At 74.2% G+C, this 18,398-nt stretch carries 13 protein-coding genes; 4 read left to right on the top strand and 9 right to left on the bottom strand.

Going from position 1 to position 18,398, the window contains the following annotated elements; translation table 11 throughout:
* Window positions 1-39 precede the first annotated feature (39 nt).
* Window positions 40-2,157 (top strand): glycogen debranching protein GlgX, encoded by a 2,118-nt coding sequence (gene glgX, locus ACZ6EG_RS11695; protein WP_391968612.1) that lies wholly within the window; start codon window positions 40-42, stop codon window positions 2,155-2,157.
* Here the strand turns inward: glgX and ACZ6EG_RS11690 are convergent.
* Window positions 2,154-3,440, bottom strand: coding sequence for an MFS transporter (locus ACZ6EG_RS11690; RefSeq protein ID WP_469603776.1), 1,287 nt, complete (start codon window positions 3,438-3,440; stop codon window positions 2,154-2,156). The two genes, glgX and ACZ6EG_RS11690, sit on opposite strands and share 4 nt — an antisense overlap.
* An 81-nt stretch (window positions 3,441-3,521) precedes the next feature.
* Here ACZ6EG_RS11690 and treY point away from each other — a divergent pair, with 81 nt between their 5' ends.
* Window positions 3,522-6,002, top strand: coding sequence for a malto-oligosyltrehalose synthase (gene treY, locus ACZ6EG_RS11685; RefSeq protein ID WP_469603773.1), 2,481 nt, complete (start codon window positions 3,522-3,524; stop codon window positions 6,000-6,002).
* Between the two features lie 24 nt (window positions 6,003-6,026).
* Here the strand turns inward: treY and ACZ6EG_RS11680 are convergent, their stop codons facing one another.
* A complete protein-coding gene (locus ACZ6EG_RS11680; protein ID WP_469603770.1) occupies window positions 6,027-7,028 on the bottom strand; it encodes a LysR family transcriptional regulator in 1,002 nt (333 codons plus the stop codon).
* A 121-nt stretch (window positions 7,029-7,149) separates the two neighbouring features.
* Here ACZ6EG_RS11680 and lpdA point away from each other — a divergent pair, with 121 nt between their 5' ends.
* Window positions 7,150-8,553 (top strand): dihydrolipoyl dehydrogenase, encoded by a 1,404-nt coding sequence (lpdA, locus tag ACZ6EG_RS11675; protein ID WP_391968616.1) that lies wholly within the window; start codon window positions 7,150-7,152, stop codon window positions 8,551-8,553.
* 30 nt (window positions 8,554-8,583) lie between these two features.
* Here the strand turns inward: lpdA and ACZ6EG_RS11670 are convergent, their stop codons facing one another.
* The 3 genes from ACZ6EG_RS11670 to ACZ6EG_RS11660 form a co-directional block, all read right to left on the bottom strand.
* Entirely contained in the window at window positions 8,584-9,042 is a 459-nt protein-coding gene (locus ACZ6EG_RS11670; RefSeq protein ID WP_391968617.1) for an SSI family serine proteinase inhibitor, read from the bottom strand.
* Window positions 9,039-10,364, bottom strand: coding sequence for a M14 family zinc carboxypeptidase (locus ACZ6EG_RS11665; protein ID WP_391968618.1), 1,326 nt, complete (start codon window positions 10,362-10,364; stop codon window positions 9,039-9,041). The genes ACZ6EG_RS11670 and ACZ6EG_RS11665 overlap by 4 nt, the downstream gene beginning before the upstream one ends.
* A gap of 217 nt (window positions 10,365-10,581) precedes the next feature.
* Window positions 10,582-11,133 carry an FHA domain-containing protein gene (locus ACZ6EG_RS11660; RefSeq protein WP_391968619.1) on the bottom strand — a complete coding sequence of 184 codons (552 nt, stop codon included), beginning with the start codon at window positions 11,131-11,133 and terminating at the stop codon, window positions 10,582-10,584.
* 173 nt (window positions 11,134-11,306) lie between these two features.
* Between ACZ6EG_RS11660 and treZ the strand changes: the two genes are divergently transcribed.
* Window positions 11,307-13,052: a malto-oligosyltrehalose trehalohydrolase gene (gene treZ / locus ACZ6EG_RS11655; RefSeq protein ID WP_469603764.1), complete on the top strand. Its 1,746-nt coding sequence runs from the start codon at window positions 11,307-11,309 to the stop codon at window positions 13,050-13,052.
* A 13-nt stretch (window positions 13,053-13,065) separates the two neighbouring features.
* Here treZ and ACZ6EG_RS11650 read toward each other — a convergent pair whose 3' ends face one another.
* The 4 genes from ACZ6EG_RS11650 to cyc2 all read right to left on the bottom strand — a co-directional run bounded on the left by ACZ6EG_RS11650 (window position 13,066) and on the right by cyc2 (window position 18,380).
* On the bottom strand, window positions 13,066-14,037 hold the full coding sequence (locus ACZ6EG_RS11650) for an aminoglycoside phosphotransferase family protein (RefSeq protein ID WP_391968621.1): 972 nt from the start codon (window positions 14,035-14,037) through the stop codon (window positions 13,066-13,068).
* 76 nt (window positions 14,038-14,113) lie between these two features.
* On the bottom strand, window positions 14,114-15,244 hold the full coding sequence (locus ACZ6EG_RS11645) for an aminopeptidase P family protein (protein ID WP_469603760.1): 1,131 nt from the start codon (window positions 15,242-15,244) through the stop codon (window positions 14,114-14,116).
* 283 nt (window positions 15,245-15,527) lie between these two features.
* Window positions 15,528-16,124: a PDZ domain-containing protein gene (locus ACZ6EG_RS11640; protein WP_391968623.1), complete on the bottom strand. Its 597-nt coding sequence runs from the start codon at window positions 16,122-16,124 to the stop codon at window positions 15,528-15,530.
* A gap of 75 nt (window positions 16,125-16,199) precedes the next feature.
* Window positions 16,200-18,380, bottom strand: coding sequence for a germacradienol/geosmin synthase Cyc2 (cyc2, locus tag ACZ6EG_RS11635; RefSeq protein ID WP_469603756.1), 2,181 nt, complete (start codon window positions 18,378-18,380; stop codon window positions 16,200-16,202).
* Window positions 18,381-18,398 lie beyond the last annotated feature (18 nt).

Below are 18,398 nucleotides of genomic sequence, written 5' to 3'. Positions count from 1 at the left end.
CGTCCGCACCGGCGCCCCACACCTGAAAGAGTCGTGTTCATGCAGGTCTGGCCTGGAGAGGCATATCCCCTCGGTGCCACGTACGACGGCGCCGGTACCAACTTCGCGGTCTTCACGGAGGCCGCCGACCGAGTAGAGCTGTGTCTGCTGCACGACGACGGCTCGGAAGCCGCGGTCGAGCTGCGGGAGAGCGACGCGTTCGTCCGGCACGCGTACGTGCCGGGCGTGATGCCCGGGCAGCGGTACGGCTACCGCGTGCACGGCCCGTACGCCCCGGAGCGCGGGCAGCGCTGCAACAGCGCCAAACTGCTGCTCGATCCGTACGCACGTGCGATCAGCGGCTCGATCCAGTGGGGCGAGGAGGTGTACGGCTACCACTTCGACGACCCCGACCGGCGCAACGACCTCGACTCCGCGCCCCACATGATGTCCTCGGTCGTGGTCAATCCCTACTTCGACTGGGGCGACGACCGGCGGCCCCGGACGGAGTACCACCACACGGTGCTCTACGAGGCCCACGTGAAGGGCCTGACCATGCGGCACCCGGGCCTGCCCGAGGAGCTGCGCGGCACCTACGCGGCCCTGGCGCATCCGGCGGTGATCGAGCACCTGACCGCGCTGGGGGTGACCGCGCTGGAGCTGATGCCGGTCCACCAGTTCGTCAACGACCACCGCCTGGTGGACATGGGCCTCAACAACTACTGGGGCTACAACACGATCGGCTTCTTCGCCCCGCACAACGCGTACGCCTCCTGGGGCGACCGCGGCCAGCAGGTGCTGGAGTTCAAGTCGGCGGTGAAGGCGCTGCACGAGGCCGGCATCGAGGTCATCCTGGACGTCGTCTACAACCACACCGCCGAGGGCAACCACCTGGGTCCGACGCTGTCCTTCAAGGGCATCGACAACGCCTCCTACTACCGGCTGACCGACGATCCCCGTTACTACATGGACACCACGGGGACCGGCAACAGCCTGCTCATGCGGTCGCCGCACGTACTCCAGATGATCATGGACTCGCTGCGGTACTGGGTCACCGAGATGCACGTCGACGGGTTCCGCTTCGACCTCGCGGCCACCCTGGCCCGGCAGTTCCACGAGGTGGACCGGCTGTCGTCGTTCTTCGACCTGGTCCAGCAGGACCCGGTGGTGTCCCAGGTGAAGCTGATCGCCGAGCCCTGGGACGTGGGCGAGGGCGGCTACCAGGTGGGCAACTTCCCGCCGCTGTGGACCGAGTGGAACGGCAAGTACCGGGACACGGTGCGGGACCTGTGGCGCGGCGAGCAGCGCACGCTGGCCGAGTTCGCGTCCCGGCTGACCGGGTCGTCCGACCTGTACCAGGACGACGGCCGCCGTCCGCTGGCCTCCATCAACTTCGTCACCTGCCACGACGGCTTCACCCTGCACGACATGGTGGCCTACAACGAGAAGCACAACGACGCCAACGGCGAGGACAACCGGGACGGCGAGAGCCACAACCGTTCCTGGAACTGCGGCGTCGAGGGCGACACCGACGACCCCGCGGTGCTGGAGCTGCGGGCCCGCCAGATGCGGAACTTCATCGCCACGCTGCTGCTCTCCCAGGGCGTGCCGATGATCAGCCACGGCGACGAGTTCGCCCGCACCCAGCGGGGCAACAACAACGCCTACTGCCAGGACAACGAGCTGGCGTGGGTGGCGTGGCCCGAGGGCGACGGCGTGGGCCGCGAGCTGCTGGAGTTCACCCGCGCGATGGTGTGGCTGCGCAAGGACCACCCGGTCTTCCGCAGGCGGCGCTTCTTCCACGGCCGGCCCGTGGAGGGGACGCACGACGAGCTGTCGGACATCGCCTGGTTCACCCCCGAGGGCGGGGAGATGACCCAGCGGGACTGGAACTCGGCCCGGGCCTCGGCGCTCACGGTGTTCCTCAACGGCAACGCGATCTCCGAGCCGGGACCGCGCGGGGAGCGCATCGCCGACGACTCGTTCCTGCTGATGTTCAACGCCTCGCCCAAACCGCTGGACTTCGTGGTGCCGGTCGACCACGGGCGGCAGTGGGAGGTGGTCGTCGACACCGCGCGGGCCGAGGGCGTGCCGCGGGAGACGGGGACGAAGGTACAGGCCGGGGACCGGCTGACCCTGGTGGACCGGAGCATGACGGTCCTGCAGCGCCCCGTCTAGGAGCGCGCCCTACCGGGCAGGTCGTCCGCGCGCGCGTGGTGGGCGGTCCCCGCGCGTCCGGCGTACGGTGCCGGACGCGCGGCCAGCGCGGTCGCGCAGGCGAGCGCGGCGGCCCCGCTCGCCGTCGCGAACGCCGCGACCGGGCCGTGGGACTCGGCCAGGCGACCGGTGGCGGCGAGGGCGAGGGCCTGGCCGCCGACGATCGCGCTGGTCGCGAAGGCCATGGCCTCGGCCAGCCGGGCCCGCGGCACCGCCCGCTCGGTGAGCGCGAACACGGTGATCAGGTGCGGGGCGTAAGCGATGCCCAGGACGGTGACCACCACGTACAGACCCGTCAGACTCTGCGTCCACAGCAGCGGCAGCGACAGGGCGAACGCGACGGCGGTGGCCGTCCGCCAGCGGGCCCGCAGTCCGAGGCGGGCGGGCACGGCGGCCATGGCGAGCCCCGCGACCGCGCTCATCACTCCCATGGCGGCATAGACGAGCCCCGCCTGTTCCGGCTTCCCGAGCCGCTCGGTGAGCGCGGTGATCCCCGCCTGGCAGGCCCCGAACATCGCCCCTTGGAGGGCGAGCGAGGCCCTCAGGGCGTGCACCGCGCGGGGCATGGGGAGGCGGGCGCGGGGGCCGCCGGGCGTCCCGGTGGCCGGTGAGGCCGTCGCGCGGGCCGTGGGGTGCAGGGCGAAGGCGGTGCCGCACCCGGCGACCAGGACGGCGGCACCGGTCAGGGCGTACGCCGGGTGGGCCAGGACCGCCGCGAGGCCCACCAGCGCCGGGCCGAGGACGAAGGAGACCTCGTCGAGGGTGCTCTCGAAGGAGAGCGCGGCGCCCACGGTGGGCTCCGGAGCACCGGCCCGGCGGGCGAGCGCCACCAGGCGGGCACGGGCCAGCGGGCCGATCAGGGGCACGCTGGCCCCCGCCACCGCACCGAGGAGCGCCAGCAGCGGCGGCGCCAGTCCCGCGAGCGCGCCCGCCACCAACGCGGCGATCGCGACGGCGTTGACCAGGCAGAAGACGAGGACGACGGTACGCTGCCCGTACCGGTCCGCGAGTCGGCCGACGAGCGGACCGCATGCGACCTGACCGACGGCGAGCGCTCCCCCGGTCAGCCCCGCGGCGGCCAGCGAACCGCTGGTGCGGGCGATCAGCAGGACACTGCCGAACTGGACGGTGGCCGTCGGCAGCCGCCCCAGGAAGGACACCACCGGCAGCAGCGGCCCCGTCAGGCCGATCACCTCCCGGTACGAATCCAGTGCGCCGTTCCCCGTGCTCCGGTCACGTCCCATCGCTCGAAGCTAGTCACGCGCGCGTACGCCTGTGGAGGGGCCGATGACACGAAAGGCGGTGAGACGGGTACGTAGGTTTCCATGACACCTGAGCGACCCGACCCGACGGTGCCCACAGCCACGTACCGGCTGCAGCTGCAGCCCGACTTCCCCTTCTCGGCCGCGGCGGCGGCCGTGCCGTACCTGGCCTCGCTCGGCGTCTCGCACCTGCACCTGTCCCCGGTGCTGGAGGCCGTGCCGGGCTCTCAGCACGGCTACGACGTCGTGGACCACGCGCGCGTGCGCGGGGAACTCGGCGGCGAGGAGGGACTGCGGGCGCTGGCGCGCACCGCGCGGGAGCACGGTCTCGGCCTGGTGGCGGACATCGTGCCGAACCACATGGCGATGTCCCCCCGCCACAACCGCGCCCTGTGGGAAGTGCTGCGCGAGGGCCCGAAATCGCCCTACGCGCGGTGGTTCGACATCGACTGGGAGGCGCAGGGCGGCCAGGTGCTGCTGCCGGTGCTCGGTGCCCCGGTCGGTGAGGTCCTGGACGACCTCCGGGTCGACGGTGACGTACTGCGCTACCACGACCACGCCTTCCCCCTGCGGGACGGCACCGGTGACCTGCCGCTGCCGCAGCTCCTGGACGCGCAGTGGTACCGCCCCGTGTGGTGGCGGCTCGCCCGCACCGAACTGAACTACCGGCGCTTCTTCAGCATCTCGGAGCTGATCGGCGTCCGCGTGGAGGACCCGGAGGTCTTCGAGGCCACGCACTCCACGGTGCTGCGGCTGCTAAACGAGGGCGTGCTCGACGGGCTGCGCGTCGACCACCCGGACGGCCTCGCCGACCCCGACACGTACCTGCGGCGGCTGCACGAGGCCACTGGCGGCCGGTGGACGGTGGTGGAGAAGATCCTGGCGGACGGCGAACGGCTGCCGGCCGCCTGGCCCGTGGCGGGCACGACCGGCTACGACGCCCTGCGGCACATCGACGCGCTCTTCGTGGACCCGGCGGGGTACGGGGAACTCCTCGGCCGGTACCGCGGGTTCGCCGCCCCGCAGACGGACCGGGGCGGGGACTGGGCGGCGACGGTGCGACGGGCGGCCCACAAGGTTCTCTCGTTCGAGCTGGCCACCGAGATGGACCGGCTGACGCGGGTGACGCACCGGCTGTGCGTCGCCTCCCCGGAACCCGCCCTGCGCGACCGGGCGCCGTGGGCACTGCGCACGGCCCTGCGGGAGCTGCTGGTCCGGCTCGAGGTGTACCGGCCCTACGCGTCGGTGGACGCGGCGTCCGTCGTCACCGAGGAGGCGGCGGCCGAAGCGCGGCTCGCGTTCCCGGTGCGGGAGGAGGGCGGGGCGGTGGACGTCGTCCGGGACCTGGTCCTCGGACGGGCCGGGGAGGGGCCGGAACATGTGGAGTTCCGGACCCGGTTCGCCCAGACCGCGTCGGCGCTGCGCGCCAAGTCCGTCGAGGACACGGCGTTCTACCGCTACGTGCCGTTGCTGTCGGCGACCGAGGTCGGCGGGAACCCGGGCGACCCGGCACTGTCGCCGGACGCGTTCCACGCGTACTGCGCGCGCGTGCAGCGCGACTGGCCCGCGACCGGCACGGTCGTCTCGACCCACGACACCAAGCGCAGCGCCGACGTGCGGGCCGCGCTGGCGGTGCTCACGGAGTGCCCCGAGCGGTGGACGGACGTCCTGACGGAGGTCACCCGCTCCGGCGAGGACATGCCGGACGCCCAGCTGGCCTGGGCCGCCTGGCAGACCGTGTTCGGGCTGGGGCCCGCGGACGGGGAGCGCGTGCGGGAGGCGCTGCTGAAGCATGTGCGCGAGGCGGGGATGTACACCAGCTGGACGGAGCAGGAGCCGGCGTACGAGGACGCGGTGGCCCGGTTCGTGGCGGCGGGTCCGTGCGGCACGCCGGGGGAACGGGTGGCCGCCTTCCGGGAAGCACTGGAACCGCACATCCGGGCCAACGTCCTCGGCACGGCCCTGACGCACCTGACGATGCCGGGGGTGCCGGACCTCTACCAGGGCACGGAGGGCGAGTACCTGGCCCTGGTGGACCCGGACAACCGCCGACCCGTGCCCTTCCCGTCCGCAGGGGACGGGGAGATCGGGGACGCCTGGAACGCCGGGGACGCCGGAACCGCCCGCAACGCCGGGGGCGGAGAGACCGGGGCCACCCGGAACGCCGGGGCCGCCCGGGCGGGGGACAGCGTGACGAAGGACGCCGTGACCCGGGCGGCGTTGGCGCTGCGACGGCGGCGGCCGGAGGTGTTCGGCGACGCGGCGACGTACACGCCGCTCGCCGCGCAGGGCCCCGCGGCGGCGCACTGCCTGGCGTTCGCCCGCTCCGGGGAGGTCGTGACCGCCGTGACCCGGTTGTCCCTGCGGCTGGCGGAAGCGGGCGGCTGGCGCGGAACGACGCTGCCGCTGCCGCCCGGCCGGTGGGCCGACGCCCTCGCGCCCGAGCGGGAGTTCACCGGGCTCGTACCCGTGGAGGAACTTCTCGCGGGAGTGCCGGTGGCGTTGCTGGAGCGGGTGGGGGCGACGGAGGAGGGCACGGACTGAGCGGCGGACCCGCCGGAGCCGGCGTCAGCCGCCCCGCGCGGCGGCGGGGACAGCGCCGCACGCGGCGGCCGGGGAGGTCGGGCCCGCCGGGGAGGTCGGGCCCGCCGCCGAGGAGGCCAGGCCCGGAGCCGGGGCAGCCGGGCCCGGGGTCGGCCACGTCGCGCGCAGCAGGTCGACGAAGGCCTCGGCGGCGCCGGTCGGCGGCAGGCGCGAGAAGACGGTGAGGGCGCGTCGCCAGGGCGGGTCCGGCGTAAGGACCACGCAGTCCTCGCCGACCGCGCCGCGCACGATGTGCGAGGGCGCCGTGCAGACGCCGACGCCGGCGGCGGCCATCCGGACGGCCGTCGACGTGTGTTCGGTGAAGACGGCGGTACGCGGCCGGAAGCCGGCGCGTCCGCACATCAGGTCGAGGAAGCGTTCGCCCTCGACGAGGGGTTCCATGGCGCACCGGACCCAGGGACGGTCCGCCAGTTCGGGCAGCGTCACCGTCGTACGGCCCGCGAACCGGTCGTCGAAGGGCACCACGAGGACGATCTCCTCCTCGCCGACCGTGACGACGGTGCCGGACCAGTCGCTGGGCGCCGGGCCGACGGCGAGGTCCGCGGTGCCGCGCTCGACCTCCTCCTCGAGCACCTCGGTCGTCGCGTACTCGTGGAGGTGCAGCAGGACGCCGGGGTGGGCGGTGCGCCAGCGGGCGAAGACATCGGGCAGGATGCCGACGGCCACCGAGTGCAGGGCGGCGACGTGCAGTTCGCCGCCCTCGGCCCCGGCGACCGCGCGGGCGGCTCGGCGGGCCTGGGCGGCGCTGCGGACGGCGAGTTCGGCGTGCGGCCGGAAGGCGCGGCCCATGGGGGTCAGGCGCACACCGCGCGGCATGCGCTCCAGCAGGGCGCCACCGACCGACCGCTCCAGGGCCTTGATCTGGTGGGAGAGCGCGGACTGCGTGACGTGCAGGGCCTCGGCCGCGCGGGTGAAGGACGCCTCGTCCAGGACCGCCAGGAAGTACTCCATCTGCCGCAGGCTCATCCCCGCCCCGTCCCCCACCCCGCGCCCTGCCCGTCACCGGGACCTGTCATGAAGGCCCTGCATCGAATCCACAAGAACATTGCCTTGGACTCATGGCAAGAGGCGGAAGGAGGCTGAGGGCATGAACACACACGACGTGATCGTCATCGGCGGCGGCACCGGCGGTTACAGCACCGCCCTGCGTGCCGCGGCCCTGGGCCTCGACACCGCCCTCGTCGAACGCGACAAGGTGGGCGGGACCTGTCTGCACCGCGGCTGCATCCCGAGCAAGGCGATGCTGCACGCCGCCGAACTGGTCGACGGCATCACCGAGGCACGGGAGCGCTGGGGGGTCCAGGCGAGCCTGGGCGGCGTCGACTGGGCGGCACTCGTCGCCACCCGCGACGACATCGTGAACCGGAACCACAAGGGGGTGGAGGCGCACCTCGCCCACGCGGGCGTGCGGGTGGTACGGGGCGACGCCCGGCTGACGGGCGCACGGACCGTGCGGGTCGACGGCGCGCTCGACCTCACCGCACGCCGCGGCGTCGTGCTGGCGACCGGCTCACGCCCGCGCACGCTCCCCGGGCTCGCGCCGGACGGGCGGCACGTGGTGACCAGCGACGACGCGCTGTTCGCACCCGGACTGCCGGCGTCGGTCCTGGTCCTGGGCGGTGGGGCGATCGGTGTCGAGTACGCCTCGTTCCACCGCTCGATGGGCGCGGAGGTGACCCTCGTGGAGGCCGCCGACCGGATCGTGCCGCTGGAGGACGCGGACGTCGGCCGCCATCTGACGCGCGGTCTGAAGAGGCGCGGCGTCGACGTGCGGGTGGGCGCCCGGCTGGCGGACGCCGAGGTGCTCGACGACGGCGTCCGCGCGCGGGTGCGCACCTCGCGCGGGGAGACGGTCACGGTCGAGGCCGAACGGCTCCTGGTGGCCGTGGGACGGGCGCCGGTCACCGAAGGGCTGGACCTGGCCGCCGCGGGGCTGGAGACCGACCGCCGGGGTTTCGTCGTACCGGCCGACTGGGACCGGCTGGAGACGGCGGTACCCGGAATCCACGTGGTGGGCGATCTGCTGCCGCCGCCGTCCCTCGGGCTGGCCCACGCGTCGTTCGCCGAGGGCCTGCTGGTGGCCGAGACGCTGGCGGGCGTGCCGTCCGCGCCCGTCGACTACGCGGCCGTGCCCCGGGTGACGTACTCGGCGCCGCAGACCGCGGCCGTGGGCCTGGGCGAGGCGGAGGCACGCGCGCGGGGGTACGAGGTCGCCGTCGACGTCATGCCCTTGACCGCGGTCGCCAAGGGGATGGTGCACGGGCAGGGCGGGATGGTGAAGGTGGTCGCCGAGCAGGGGGGCGGCAGGGTGCTCGGAGTCCACCTGGTGGGCCCGCACGTGTCGGAGATGATCGCCGAGAGCCAGCTGATCGTCGGCTGGGACGCCGAGCCGTCCGACGTCGCCCGCCACATCCACGCCCACCCCACCCTGTCGGAGGCGGTCGGCGAGGCGTTCCTCACGCTGGCCGGTCGCGCACTGCACCAGCGGTGACGCGCCCGGCCGGTCACCGGCCCGGCGTGATCACCCCACTCGGTCCCACGCGAACACCGCCCCCGTACTCGCCGCCAGTACGCACGTGTTCGGGAAGGTCCGCGTGTAGTCCACCTGTTGTCCGCGCCACCGGCCGCTCGCGTGGGCGGTCACCGGGGCGTGGACCATCGGGCAGTGGGCCTTCCGCGGCGGGATGGCGTCGATGCGGCCGTCCGTCGCGTCGAGGTCCGCGCAGGCACGGGCCGCGTGGGCGTGGCCCCGGGGCGGGTCGCACCGCAGCAGGGCACCGCGCGTGGCGCCGCCTCCGGTACCCGGCCGGGCACCGGGGACGTCCGCCCGGGCGTCGCCCGGGGTGACGGTGAGGAGCAGCCAGTCGGCCGCCGGTCGCCGCTCCGCGGTGGCGTGGGCCGGTGCCGCGCAGGTGAACAGGAGGGCCGCGGCAGCCAGGAGACCGGCCCGCGCCGCTCCCGCCGTGATGGTGTGGGTCATTCCAGGTGCATCGGCACGGCGGCCTCGGAACCCCAGCCCGGCTCACCCGAACGGGAACCCGCGGTGGAGTGCCGCCCGGCCAGTTCGAACGCGGAGAGCACGACCCGCGTCTGGTACTCCACCTGGCGCGCGACCGGGATCCAGCGGGCCGCACAGCCGTCGCGGTAGTCGGCGCAGCCCTCGTCGACGAGCCGGTCCAGCTCGGGCAGGACACCCGTCGGATCGTCCCCGGTCCGGGTCACCAGCTGGTGCAGCAGCCCCGCGGTCCGCAGGGCCAGTCGCCGGCCGGCCAGCCGCAGGGCGACCAGGTGGGCGGTGCTCATGGGCGGAAGGGACCGGCCCGAACCGTCGTCGGTGTCGGGGTCCCACGCGTCGGCGAGCCGGGGACAGACCAGCAGGTAGTCGTCGACGGGGGCGAGCAGGTGGGCCGCGTCCGGGTCGGTGGCTACGTGCGGCCGGATGCGGGCGAGGACGCGCAGGAGCCGGCGGGTGTCCTGACGCAGGGTGCGGCTCACGGAGCGCAGCACCGCGTCCCCGTCGGCCGGGGGCGATCCGTCCGCGACGGCGGCCACGCCCCACATGGGCGCCTCGACGACGGCGGTGACGGTCCCGTACCGCCGGGGATGGCACCACGTGGACTCGACGGCCGCCTCGGTGATGGCCGCGGTGAGGTCGCCGCGGCGGGGCGGTGGGATGCGGTAGACGGCGGGACCGAGGTCGGGCCAGTACAGGGTGTCGTAGGCGCCGAGTTCCCGGGGGATGCCGAGCCGGGCCGCGGCGTGGGCGATGCGTTGGGCGATGCCGGGCAGGTTGTGGGTCAGTTCGACGAAGCCGCCGCCCACGTCGACGCCGTGCAGGGAGCAGTGCAGGAAGGGCCGCAGCTCGTCCTGGAGGGTGAGCAGGGCGCGGGTCTCCGGCAGCGTGGCGTGGTCCGGTCCGTCGGGCAGCCACTCGGGCTGCTCCAGGAAGCCGGGCCGGAAGAAGTTCCGGGCGTAGCGGCCGAGGGTGTACGGGCCGGACAGCCAGCCCTCGTTGCGGCGCAGGCCGTCGGGGTCGGCGCACAGGAGCAGGTTCCAGGTGGCGTCAGCGCCCTCGGTGAGCCGGGGGTCCGCCAGGGCCCGCTCGGCGAGCCGCAGGACGGTGGCGCCGCCCACGGGTTCGTTGGCGTGCGGTCCGGCGACGACGAGGGCCTGGCGACTGCCGTGACCGACGGAGAGCAGCAGCAGCGGGGTGCCCGCGCGGGACGTGCCGACGCGGCGCAGGCGGGCCTGCCGGGGGTGGCGGGCGACGAGCGCGGCGGCCCGGGTGCCCAGCTCGTCCACGGTCGGGTAGCGCAGGAGGGGCGGCAGGGCACACCTCCACAATGCGGTCCGTCGGTTCACCTGGCGTGCGCGGTGTACGCACAGTCAGTCACGACTTGCGGGGCACGTCAACACCACGACAGGCAAAGGCATTTGCGCCATCGGCCCGGTCCGCCGGAAGACGCGACTCCGAGTGAGGTCCAGGCCAGAGCTGGGCTTCGACCGCCCTGTCCCCGGCTCAGGTCGTCGCGAGACGGAAGGCCATCTGGCCGAAACCGATCAGGTCGCCCTCGCGGACCACCGCCGCACCGATGACCCGCCGGCCGTTGACCGTGGTCCCGTTGGTGGAGCCCAGATCGCGCAGCACCCACATGCCGCCCTGGCGGCTCAGTTCGGCGTGCACGCGGGAGACCGTCTCGTGGGTGAGCCGCAGCCCGTTCGCCGGGTCGCGCCCTATGCGCAGCGGATGACCGGTGCCGGGGTGGGGCAGCAGCAGCTTGGGCAGCCGCTCGGCCTGCCAGGCCCTGCGCAGGCGCACGCCGAAGCCGGACACCGCCTCGACGGTGCCGAACACCATCCTGGACAGCCGGCCCTCGGTGGGGAGGTCGGCGGTGAGCGCGGCGAGTTCCTCCAGGCGGCGGGCGGCGAGCGCCAGCTCCATCCTGCGGACGAACGTGTCGTGCGACAGGCGCCCCATGACGACGCCGTCCCGGAGCACCTTCAACGCCTGGTCGCGCTCCGCGTCGGACAACCGCGCGGGGTACGTGTTGAACTCGAAGGACGACGTCACGCTGGTGATTGTCGGTCAGCCGGGCCGGGGTGTCCAGGAGACGGGGAAAGGCCGCTCTGCGCGCGGTGCGGTACGACACCTGCCGCGAACGGCGGTTTTCACCAGCGGGGAGATCGCTTTTGCAGGACCATGGACGGGCTACATCACGGTGAGCAGACGAAGGGGAACCGTCCGTGCAGTTCGAGGTGTGGGCACCGCAGGCCGACCGACTGACGCTGAAGTGCGACGGCGTCACGCGCGCGATGGAGCGCGATCCCGGGCGGCCGGGGTGGTGGTGTGGGGAGGCCGAGGCGCGCGACGGCTCGCGGTACGGTTTCGCGGTGGACGACGGGCCGGTGCTGCCGGACCCGCGATCGCGCAGGCAGCCGGACGGACCGGACGGACTGAGCGCGGTCGTCGACCAGGGCCGGTACGCGTGGCGTGCCGAGTGGGCCGGGCGTCCGCTGCCCGGTGCCGTCCTGTACGAGCTGCACGTGGGCACGTACACGCCCGAGGGCACGCTCGACGCCGCCGCCGCGCGACTGGAGCACCTGGCCGGGCTCGGCGTCACGCACGTGGAGTTGATGCCGCTGTGCCCCTTCCCGGGCCGGCACGGCTGGGGGTACGAGGGCGTCTCGCTGTGGGCGGTGCACGAGCCGTACGGCGGACCCGAGGCGTTGAAACGGTTCGTCGACCGGGCTCACGAACTGGGCCTCGGCGTCGTCCTGGACGTGGTGCACAACCATCTCGGCCCCTCCGGCAACTACCTGCCCGCCTTCGGCCCGTACTTCACCGACACCCACCACACTCCCTGGGGCGTCGCCGTCAACCTGGACGCCCCCGGTTCGGACGAGGTCCGCGCCTACCTGGTGGACAGCGCGCTCGCCTGGCTGCGGGACTACCGGCTCGACGGGCTGCGCCTGGACGCGGTGCACGCCCTGGTCGACACCCGCGCGTGCCACTTCCTGGAGCAGTTGTCGACCGCGGTGGACGGCCTCGCCGCCGACCTGGAGCGTCCGCTGTTCCTGATCGCCGAGTCCGACCTCAACGACCCGCGGATCATCACCCCGCGCGCGGAGGGCGGCCTGGGCGTGCACGCGCAGTGGAACGACGACTTCCACCACGCCCTGCACACCGCGCTGACCGGGGAGTCACAGGGCTACTACGCCGACTTCGCGCGGAATCCGCTGGCCGCGCTCGCCAAGACGCTGACCCGGGGCTACTTCCACGACGGCACCCACTCCAGTTTCCGGGGCCGGGGGCACGGCCGGGAGCTGGACCGGGGCCGCGTCGCCGCGCACCGGCTGACCGGTTACAGCCAGACCCACGACCAGGTCGGCAACCGCGCCCAGGGCGACCGGCTGGCCGCGCTGGTCTCCCCCGGGCTGGCGGCCTGCGCGGCGACGCTGGTGCTGACCGCGCCGTTCACGCCGATGCTGTTCATGGGCGAGGAGTGGGCCGCCGGCACACCGTGGCAGTTCTTCACCGACCACACGGACCCGGAACTGGCCGAGGCGGTGCGCAACGGCAGGCGCCGGGAGTTCGCCGCGCACGGCTGGCGCGAGGAGGACGTGCCCGACCCCCAGGACCCGGCGACGCGCGAGCGCTCCTGCCTCGACTGGTCCGAACCGGAACGCGAGCCGCAAGCGCGCGTACTGGACTGGTACCGCCGGCTGATCGCCCTGCGCCACGAGCGGGCGGACCTGACCGCTCCGGATCTGGCCGACACCAGGGTGGCGTACGACACCGACGCGCGCTGGCTGGCCTTCCGGCGCGGTGACCTCCGGGTGGCCGTCAACCTGGGCTCCGCGCCGGTGGCGATCCCGTTGGGTGCCCGCCCCGCGCGTGTGCTCGCCGCGTGGGAGCCCGTGGAGGGTCCGGGCGCGGACGGGGTGCTGCGCCTGCCCGGTGAGTCGAGCGTGGTGCTCGTGCAGGAGTGAGGCGTCGCCCGCGTCACTCCCCCGGGCCGGTGTCGCCCGTGCCGTCGTCGTCCTCGCGCAGCTCCGTCACCCGTTCCAGCAGGATCGGCTCCCAAGCCCGCCGCAGGCGGAGCCTGAGCGGGGACAGGGGCCGCCTGCCCAGGCCCGTCGGCGTCGGCGGTCCGCCCGGCAGGGCGTCCGCGAGATCGACGAGGGCGTCGCAGCGGGCCAGCCACAGGCCGCGCAGGCAGGGCCGGGCGCCGTATCCGGCGAGGGTGGCGGCGCGGACGGCGGCGGGCGAGCCGACGGACAGCGCGAGGGCGGCGATGTCCTCGGCCGGGTCGCCGAGGACCGCGTCGGACCAGCCGAGGACACCGCGCACCCGGCCGTCGGCGCCGACCACGAGGTGCTCGCCGGCCAGCGCGCGGTGGACGAGGACGGCCGCGCCGGGCTGGGCGGCGAGCTGGGCCGTCGCCGCCCGGGTCAGCCGCTCCGGTCGGGCGGCGTCGAACTCGTCGGCCTCCGCGAGGCGCGGGGCGACGCGCTCGGCCGCCTGCCGCAGCGTCTCCAGCGGGCGCGGGGCGGCCCGGGGCACGCCGAGGGTCTCCGCCTGGCGGGCCGGCACCTCGCGCAGCCCGCCGAGCAACGCCGCCAGGTCGGCCTCGCCCAGCGCCGACACCTCGTGGTCCGCGCCCGATCCGCCGGGCACCCTGGCGTCCAGCGTGTAGGTCAGGCCCGGCGCCCACTCGCCGTGCGCCACGCTGACCGGCACCGCGACCGGGACGTACGGGCGGACCAGCTCGCGCAGCCGCAGCTCGCGTCGCTGTCGCACCGCGGCCTCGCGGTCGGGCGCCAGACGGAGCACGTGCCGGGCGCCGACCCACCAGGTGGCGGACACGGTGCCCTCCGCGGCCGGCCGGACGGCCTCGGGTTCCGCGTCCCCGCCCAGCAGGGAACGGACCAGTCGGCGGACGGTGTCCGCGGTGGGTGTCGGTGCCTGGGTCATGGTCGCGCCGTCGTCTTCCGGGTCTGCCGGGGCGTGCGGGTACCGCCGGGGCGTTTCGGGTTCTTTCGGTCGCCGCTCACTCCACTGTGACCATCTCCCGCGTGGTGTCGTTGAGGCGGCGGCCGCCGTCGTCGGTGACGGTGACGATGTCCTCGATGCGTACCCCGAACCGGCCGGGCAGATAGACGCCGGGCTCGACGGAGAAGCACATCCCGGGCACGAGCGGCTGCTCCTCGCCCTCGATCATGTACGGCGGCTCGTGCGTGGTGACGCCGATGCCGTGCCCGGTGCGGTGGATGAAGTACTCCCCGTACCCGCTGTCGGCGATGACCGCGCGGGCGGCCCGGTCCACCTCCTGGCAGGCGACACCGGGCCGCACCGCCCGGAAACCCGCCTCCTGCGCCTCGCGGACGAGGTCGTGCACCCGGCGCTCCTCGTCGGTGGGCTCGCCCACGTGGACGGTGCGCGAGGTGTCGGATCCGTACCCGTCCTTCAGGCCGCCGAAGTCGAGGACGATCATGTCGCCGTCCTCGATGACGCGGTCACCGACCTCGTGGTGCGGGTTGGCGCCGTTGGGGCCGGAGGCGACGATGGTGAAGTCGACCTGGGAGTGCCCGAACCGCCGCAGCAGACCGGCGAGGTCGGCTGCGACCTCGGACTCCCGGCGCCCGCGGAAGCGGACGGTCCGGATCTCCTCGAAGGCGGCGTCCGCGGCGGCGCCCGCGGCGGCCAGCAGTTCCAGTTCGGCCGCGTCCTTGACGGCCCGCAGCATGGGCAGCGCCTCGGTGAGGGAGGCGTACGAGGTGCCCGGCAGCGCCCGCTGGAGGGCCAGCAGGTGCATCGCCCAGGCGTTGTCGCTGATGCCGAACCGGCCGGAGTCCGTGAGGAGGGCGGCGGTGGCCGCGTAGGGGTCCTTGCCGTCGGTCCAGTCTCGCAGGGTCAGGGCGGGCGCGCCGACGGCCTTCTCCGCGTCGGGGGCCTCCAGCGTCGGCACGACGAGGACGGGGTCCTGTCCGGGGGCGAGGACGAGCAGGGTGAGCCGTTCGGTGGCCGCGGTGGGCGCGTAGCCGGTGAGCCACACGAGGTCCGGTCCCGGCGCCACCAGCAACCCGGCCAGGCCCGCGTCGGCGGCCGCCCGTGCGGCGCGTTCCATGCGGGCCCGGTAGTCGTCGGTGGTGAAGTGAGCAGCGGGCGTGCTGCCGGTCATCCGGGCCTCCTGGGCGACGAGGGTGGGGCTGTGAGCAGCATCCTGCCCTCGGCGCGGGAGTGACGCGAGCCGATTCGCACGGGCAACCGCACGCCGATGGCCGGGCGCCAGGCGGCCCACGGCGTCCGGGGCGCGCCGTCCGGACCCTCGGATGCCCCGGCGCCGTGCGCGTGCGGTGCGCGAGGGCCCCGCGGACGCGGGGGTCGCCTGGTCCGTGCCGGGGCGGCAGGTGGGTTGCTCGGTTGCCCCGGAGGGTGCGCCGGGAGCGGGCCCGCGGGGCGGGTCAGGTGACGACGCCCGGCGAGGCCGTCAGCTGCTGGTAGCCGCCGCTGCGGTGGCGCACCGTGAGCTTGACCTCCTTGCCCGGCCGGACGCGGGCCACGGCATGCGCGAGGTCGGCCGCCGAGTCGACGCGGTCCGTGCCGACGGCCAGCAGCACGTCGCCCCGGACCAGGCCGGCCTCGTATCCGGGGCCGGGCACGTGGACGCCCACGACCAGGGCCCCCGGTTTCTCGGCGTCCACGGCCTCCACTCCGAGGGTCGCGGTGGCCGGGGCCGGTGCCGGGGAGGGGGACCGGCCGCCCGACGGGTGCGCCGCGGCGGCCCGGGTGTCCGCCGGCGTCCCCGCCGCCGGTCCCGGAGCACCCGCCTGCCGCCGCATCTCGGCCAGTTCGCTCATGCCGATCACCGTGGCGCCCACCGTGCCGAGTCCCACGCCCGCCAGGAGCAGGGCGGTGGCGGCGCACACGCCGAGCACCACGGTGGTGAGCCGTCGGCGGCGCCGACGGCCGGTGTGCGGGCGCCGGACGTCGGCGGGCGCGGCACCGGCCCGCGGTTCCCGCCCGGGCATCGGCTTGGGTCGCAACGCTGTCTGTTCCATGGATCGCCTCCGGCTGGTGCTCTACCCGGCGCACCGGCGCGTGACGAGCCACGAACGAGTGAGACTGGACGCCGGTCAGAGCGTCGGGACGGGGCCGCGCCGGGGCACGGGCACGGCCGGGATCCGGTCCGGAAGGAAGCCGTGGGTGCGCCGGGCCAGGTACTCGGCCTTGTACCGCGGCACCTCCCGATGCCAGTTGAGGATGCCCGCCATCCAGTTCTTCAGGTCGGTCACATAGCCCTCCATCACGCCGCGCGCCTCGTCGCCGAGGCGGAAGTCGTCGTAGACGACGGGCAGTTCGTGCGCGACGACGTGCTCGAACTGGCGCATGCGCTGGTTCATCAGGTCCTGCACGACGGTGAGCGCGGCCGGGTACTCGACGCCGAAGAAGTTCTGCACGACGAGGACCGCGTTGTGCATCTCGCCCTCGTACTCGATCTCCTTCTGGTACGAGAAGACGTCGTTGACGAGGCACGCGTAGTCGATCGCCGCGTTCTCCAGGGAGCGGACGGGACCGCTGCGGTAGACCTCGGGCGGAACGGCCGGGCCGTGTCCGGCGCGGCACAGGCCCAGCGTGAGGTCGGAGCCGAAGGTGGCGCGCCGCATCTCCAGGTAGTCCACCGGGTCGGGGACGCGGCCCTGGATCTGGTTGGCCAGCTCCCACACCCAGGCCTCGGTCATCTTGTCCACGGCCGCCTTCAGCGGGCGCCGCTGGCCGGGGGTCATGCCGGCGGTCGTGCGGGTCCACAGGTCGGTCAGGGAGCGTTCCATGGCGTTGGCCGGCGGCGGGACCGGTTCACCGTCGAGCGGCATGCAGGCCGACAGCCTGGCCGTGGTGAGCCGGGCGGCGGCCAGGTCGCGCCGGTGGCCGTAGACCAGGGGGTAGTAGTCGTCGCCGTAGGTGCCGAAGGCCAGCCAGCCGGAGGCGAGATCCAGCTGCTCCTGGGTGGCGTCCGGGTCGAGGCCGGCGGCGCACAGGGGCAGGTCGCAGCTGGCGAGCTTGTCCTCGTCCCATACGCCCTCGCTGAGGATGCCCATCGCGTGGCACCACTCGGACAGATGCCGCCGGGCGCCCGCCAGGGCCGGGCTCAGCTCCAGCGGGAAAGGCATCCGGATGTCGGGGATCACCGAGGGGCCGACCTTCCGGTACGGCACGTACGTGTAGGGGCGCGCGCGTCCGGCGGCTGCCGCGGCGAGGAGCGCGCCGACGTCCGCGGCGGAGGTGCCGGGGCCGGTCAGCGCCGGCCGGCCGGCGGTGGACCGGGCGCCCTCGTTCATGTACCGGCTGGAGCGCAGGTGCCACTCGTGGCCGCCGGACTGCCAGTCCTGGAGGCCCTTCGCGTACGCCCCGACGGCGACCACCTCGGCCGGGGTCAGGCCGTTCTCCAGTGCCACCGCGGGCACTTCGGTGAACGCGGTGTGCTCGAACTGGTGCAGCCGGGAGGTGAGCACGTCGTTGACCAGCTCGGCGGCCTCCTGGGTGGTGCAGCCGAAGAAGGTCTCCAGGACCAGCACCCCGTTGCTCAGCTCCCCCTCGTCCTCGACCTCCCGCTGGTAGGAGAAGAGGTCGTTGCGCAGGTGCACGGCGTCGGAGAACGTCTCCATCAGCACCCTCAGCGGCCTCGACCCGGCGACGGCGGCCGGCACCTCGGCCGTCGCGTACTCGACGAGCCCCGCCGACCAGGGGGCGCCGCCGACCTTGCGGCGCATCTCGATGTACTCGACGGGGTTGGCGATCCGCCCCTCGTTGATGTTGGACAGCTCCCACAGGGACTCGTTGAGCAGGTGCTCGGTGGCGACGGCGAAGCGGCGGCGCCAGTCGACCGACATCGCCGGCACCGTGCGCCTCCACAGGTCGGCGAGACCGGCCTCGACCGGGTTCTCCGGTTCGGGCATCGGGGCGAAGACGTCGAGCGGCATGAACAGGGGGAGCCGGTCGAGGTGGGCCTTGCCGCCGACGCGGTCCTGGGTGCGTTTGAACTTCTCCAGGAAGTGGTCGTCGAAGAAGAAGACCCACACGTACCAGTCGGTGATGAGGGAGAGCGCCGGCCCGTCGCAGTCGGGGTGGGTGTAGGCACAGAGCAGTCCGTAGTCGTGGGCGTCGAGGTCGGACCGCTCCCAGACCCCGGAGCCCTCCAGCATGCCCATCTGCCGCGCCCACGTCGTCGAGTGGGCGCGGGCCTCGTCGAGATGCGGATTGAGCCGCGCGGGGTGCGGCAGGTAGAAGTGGGGGAGTTCGAAGGGCTGTTGCGTCATGGCCGGGCCCTACCCATG

This window comes from Streptomyces sp. NPDC041968 (genome assembly GCF_055589025.1).
Note: the sequence above shows the minus strand (reverse complement) of the source record. Positions and strands in the feature narration are given on the sequence as shown.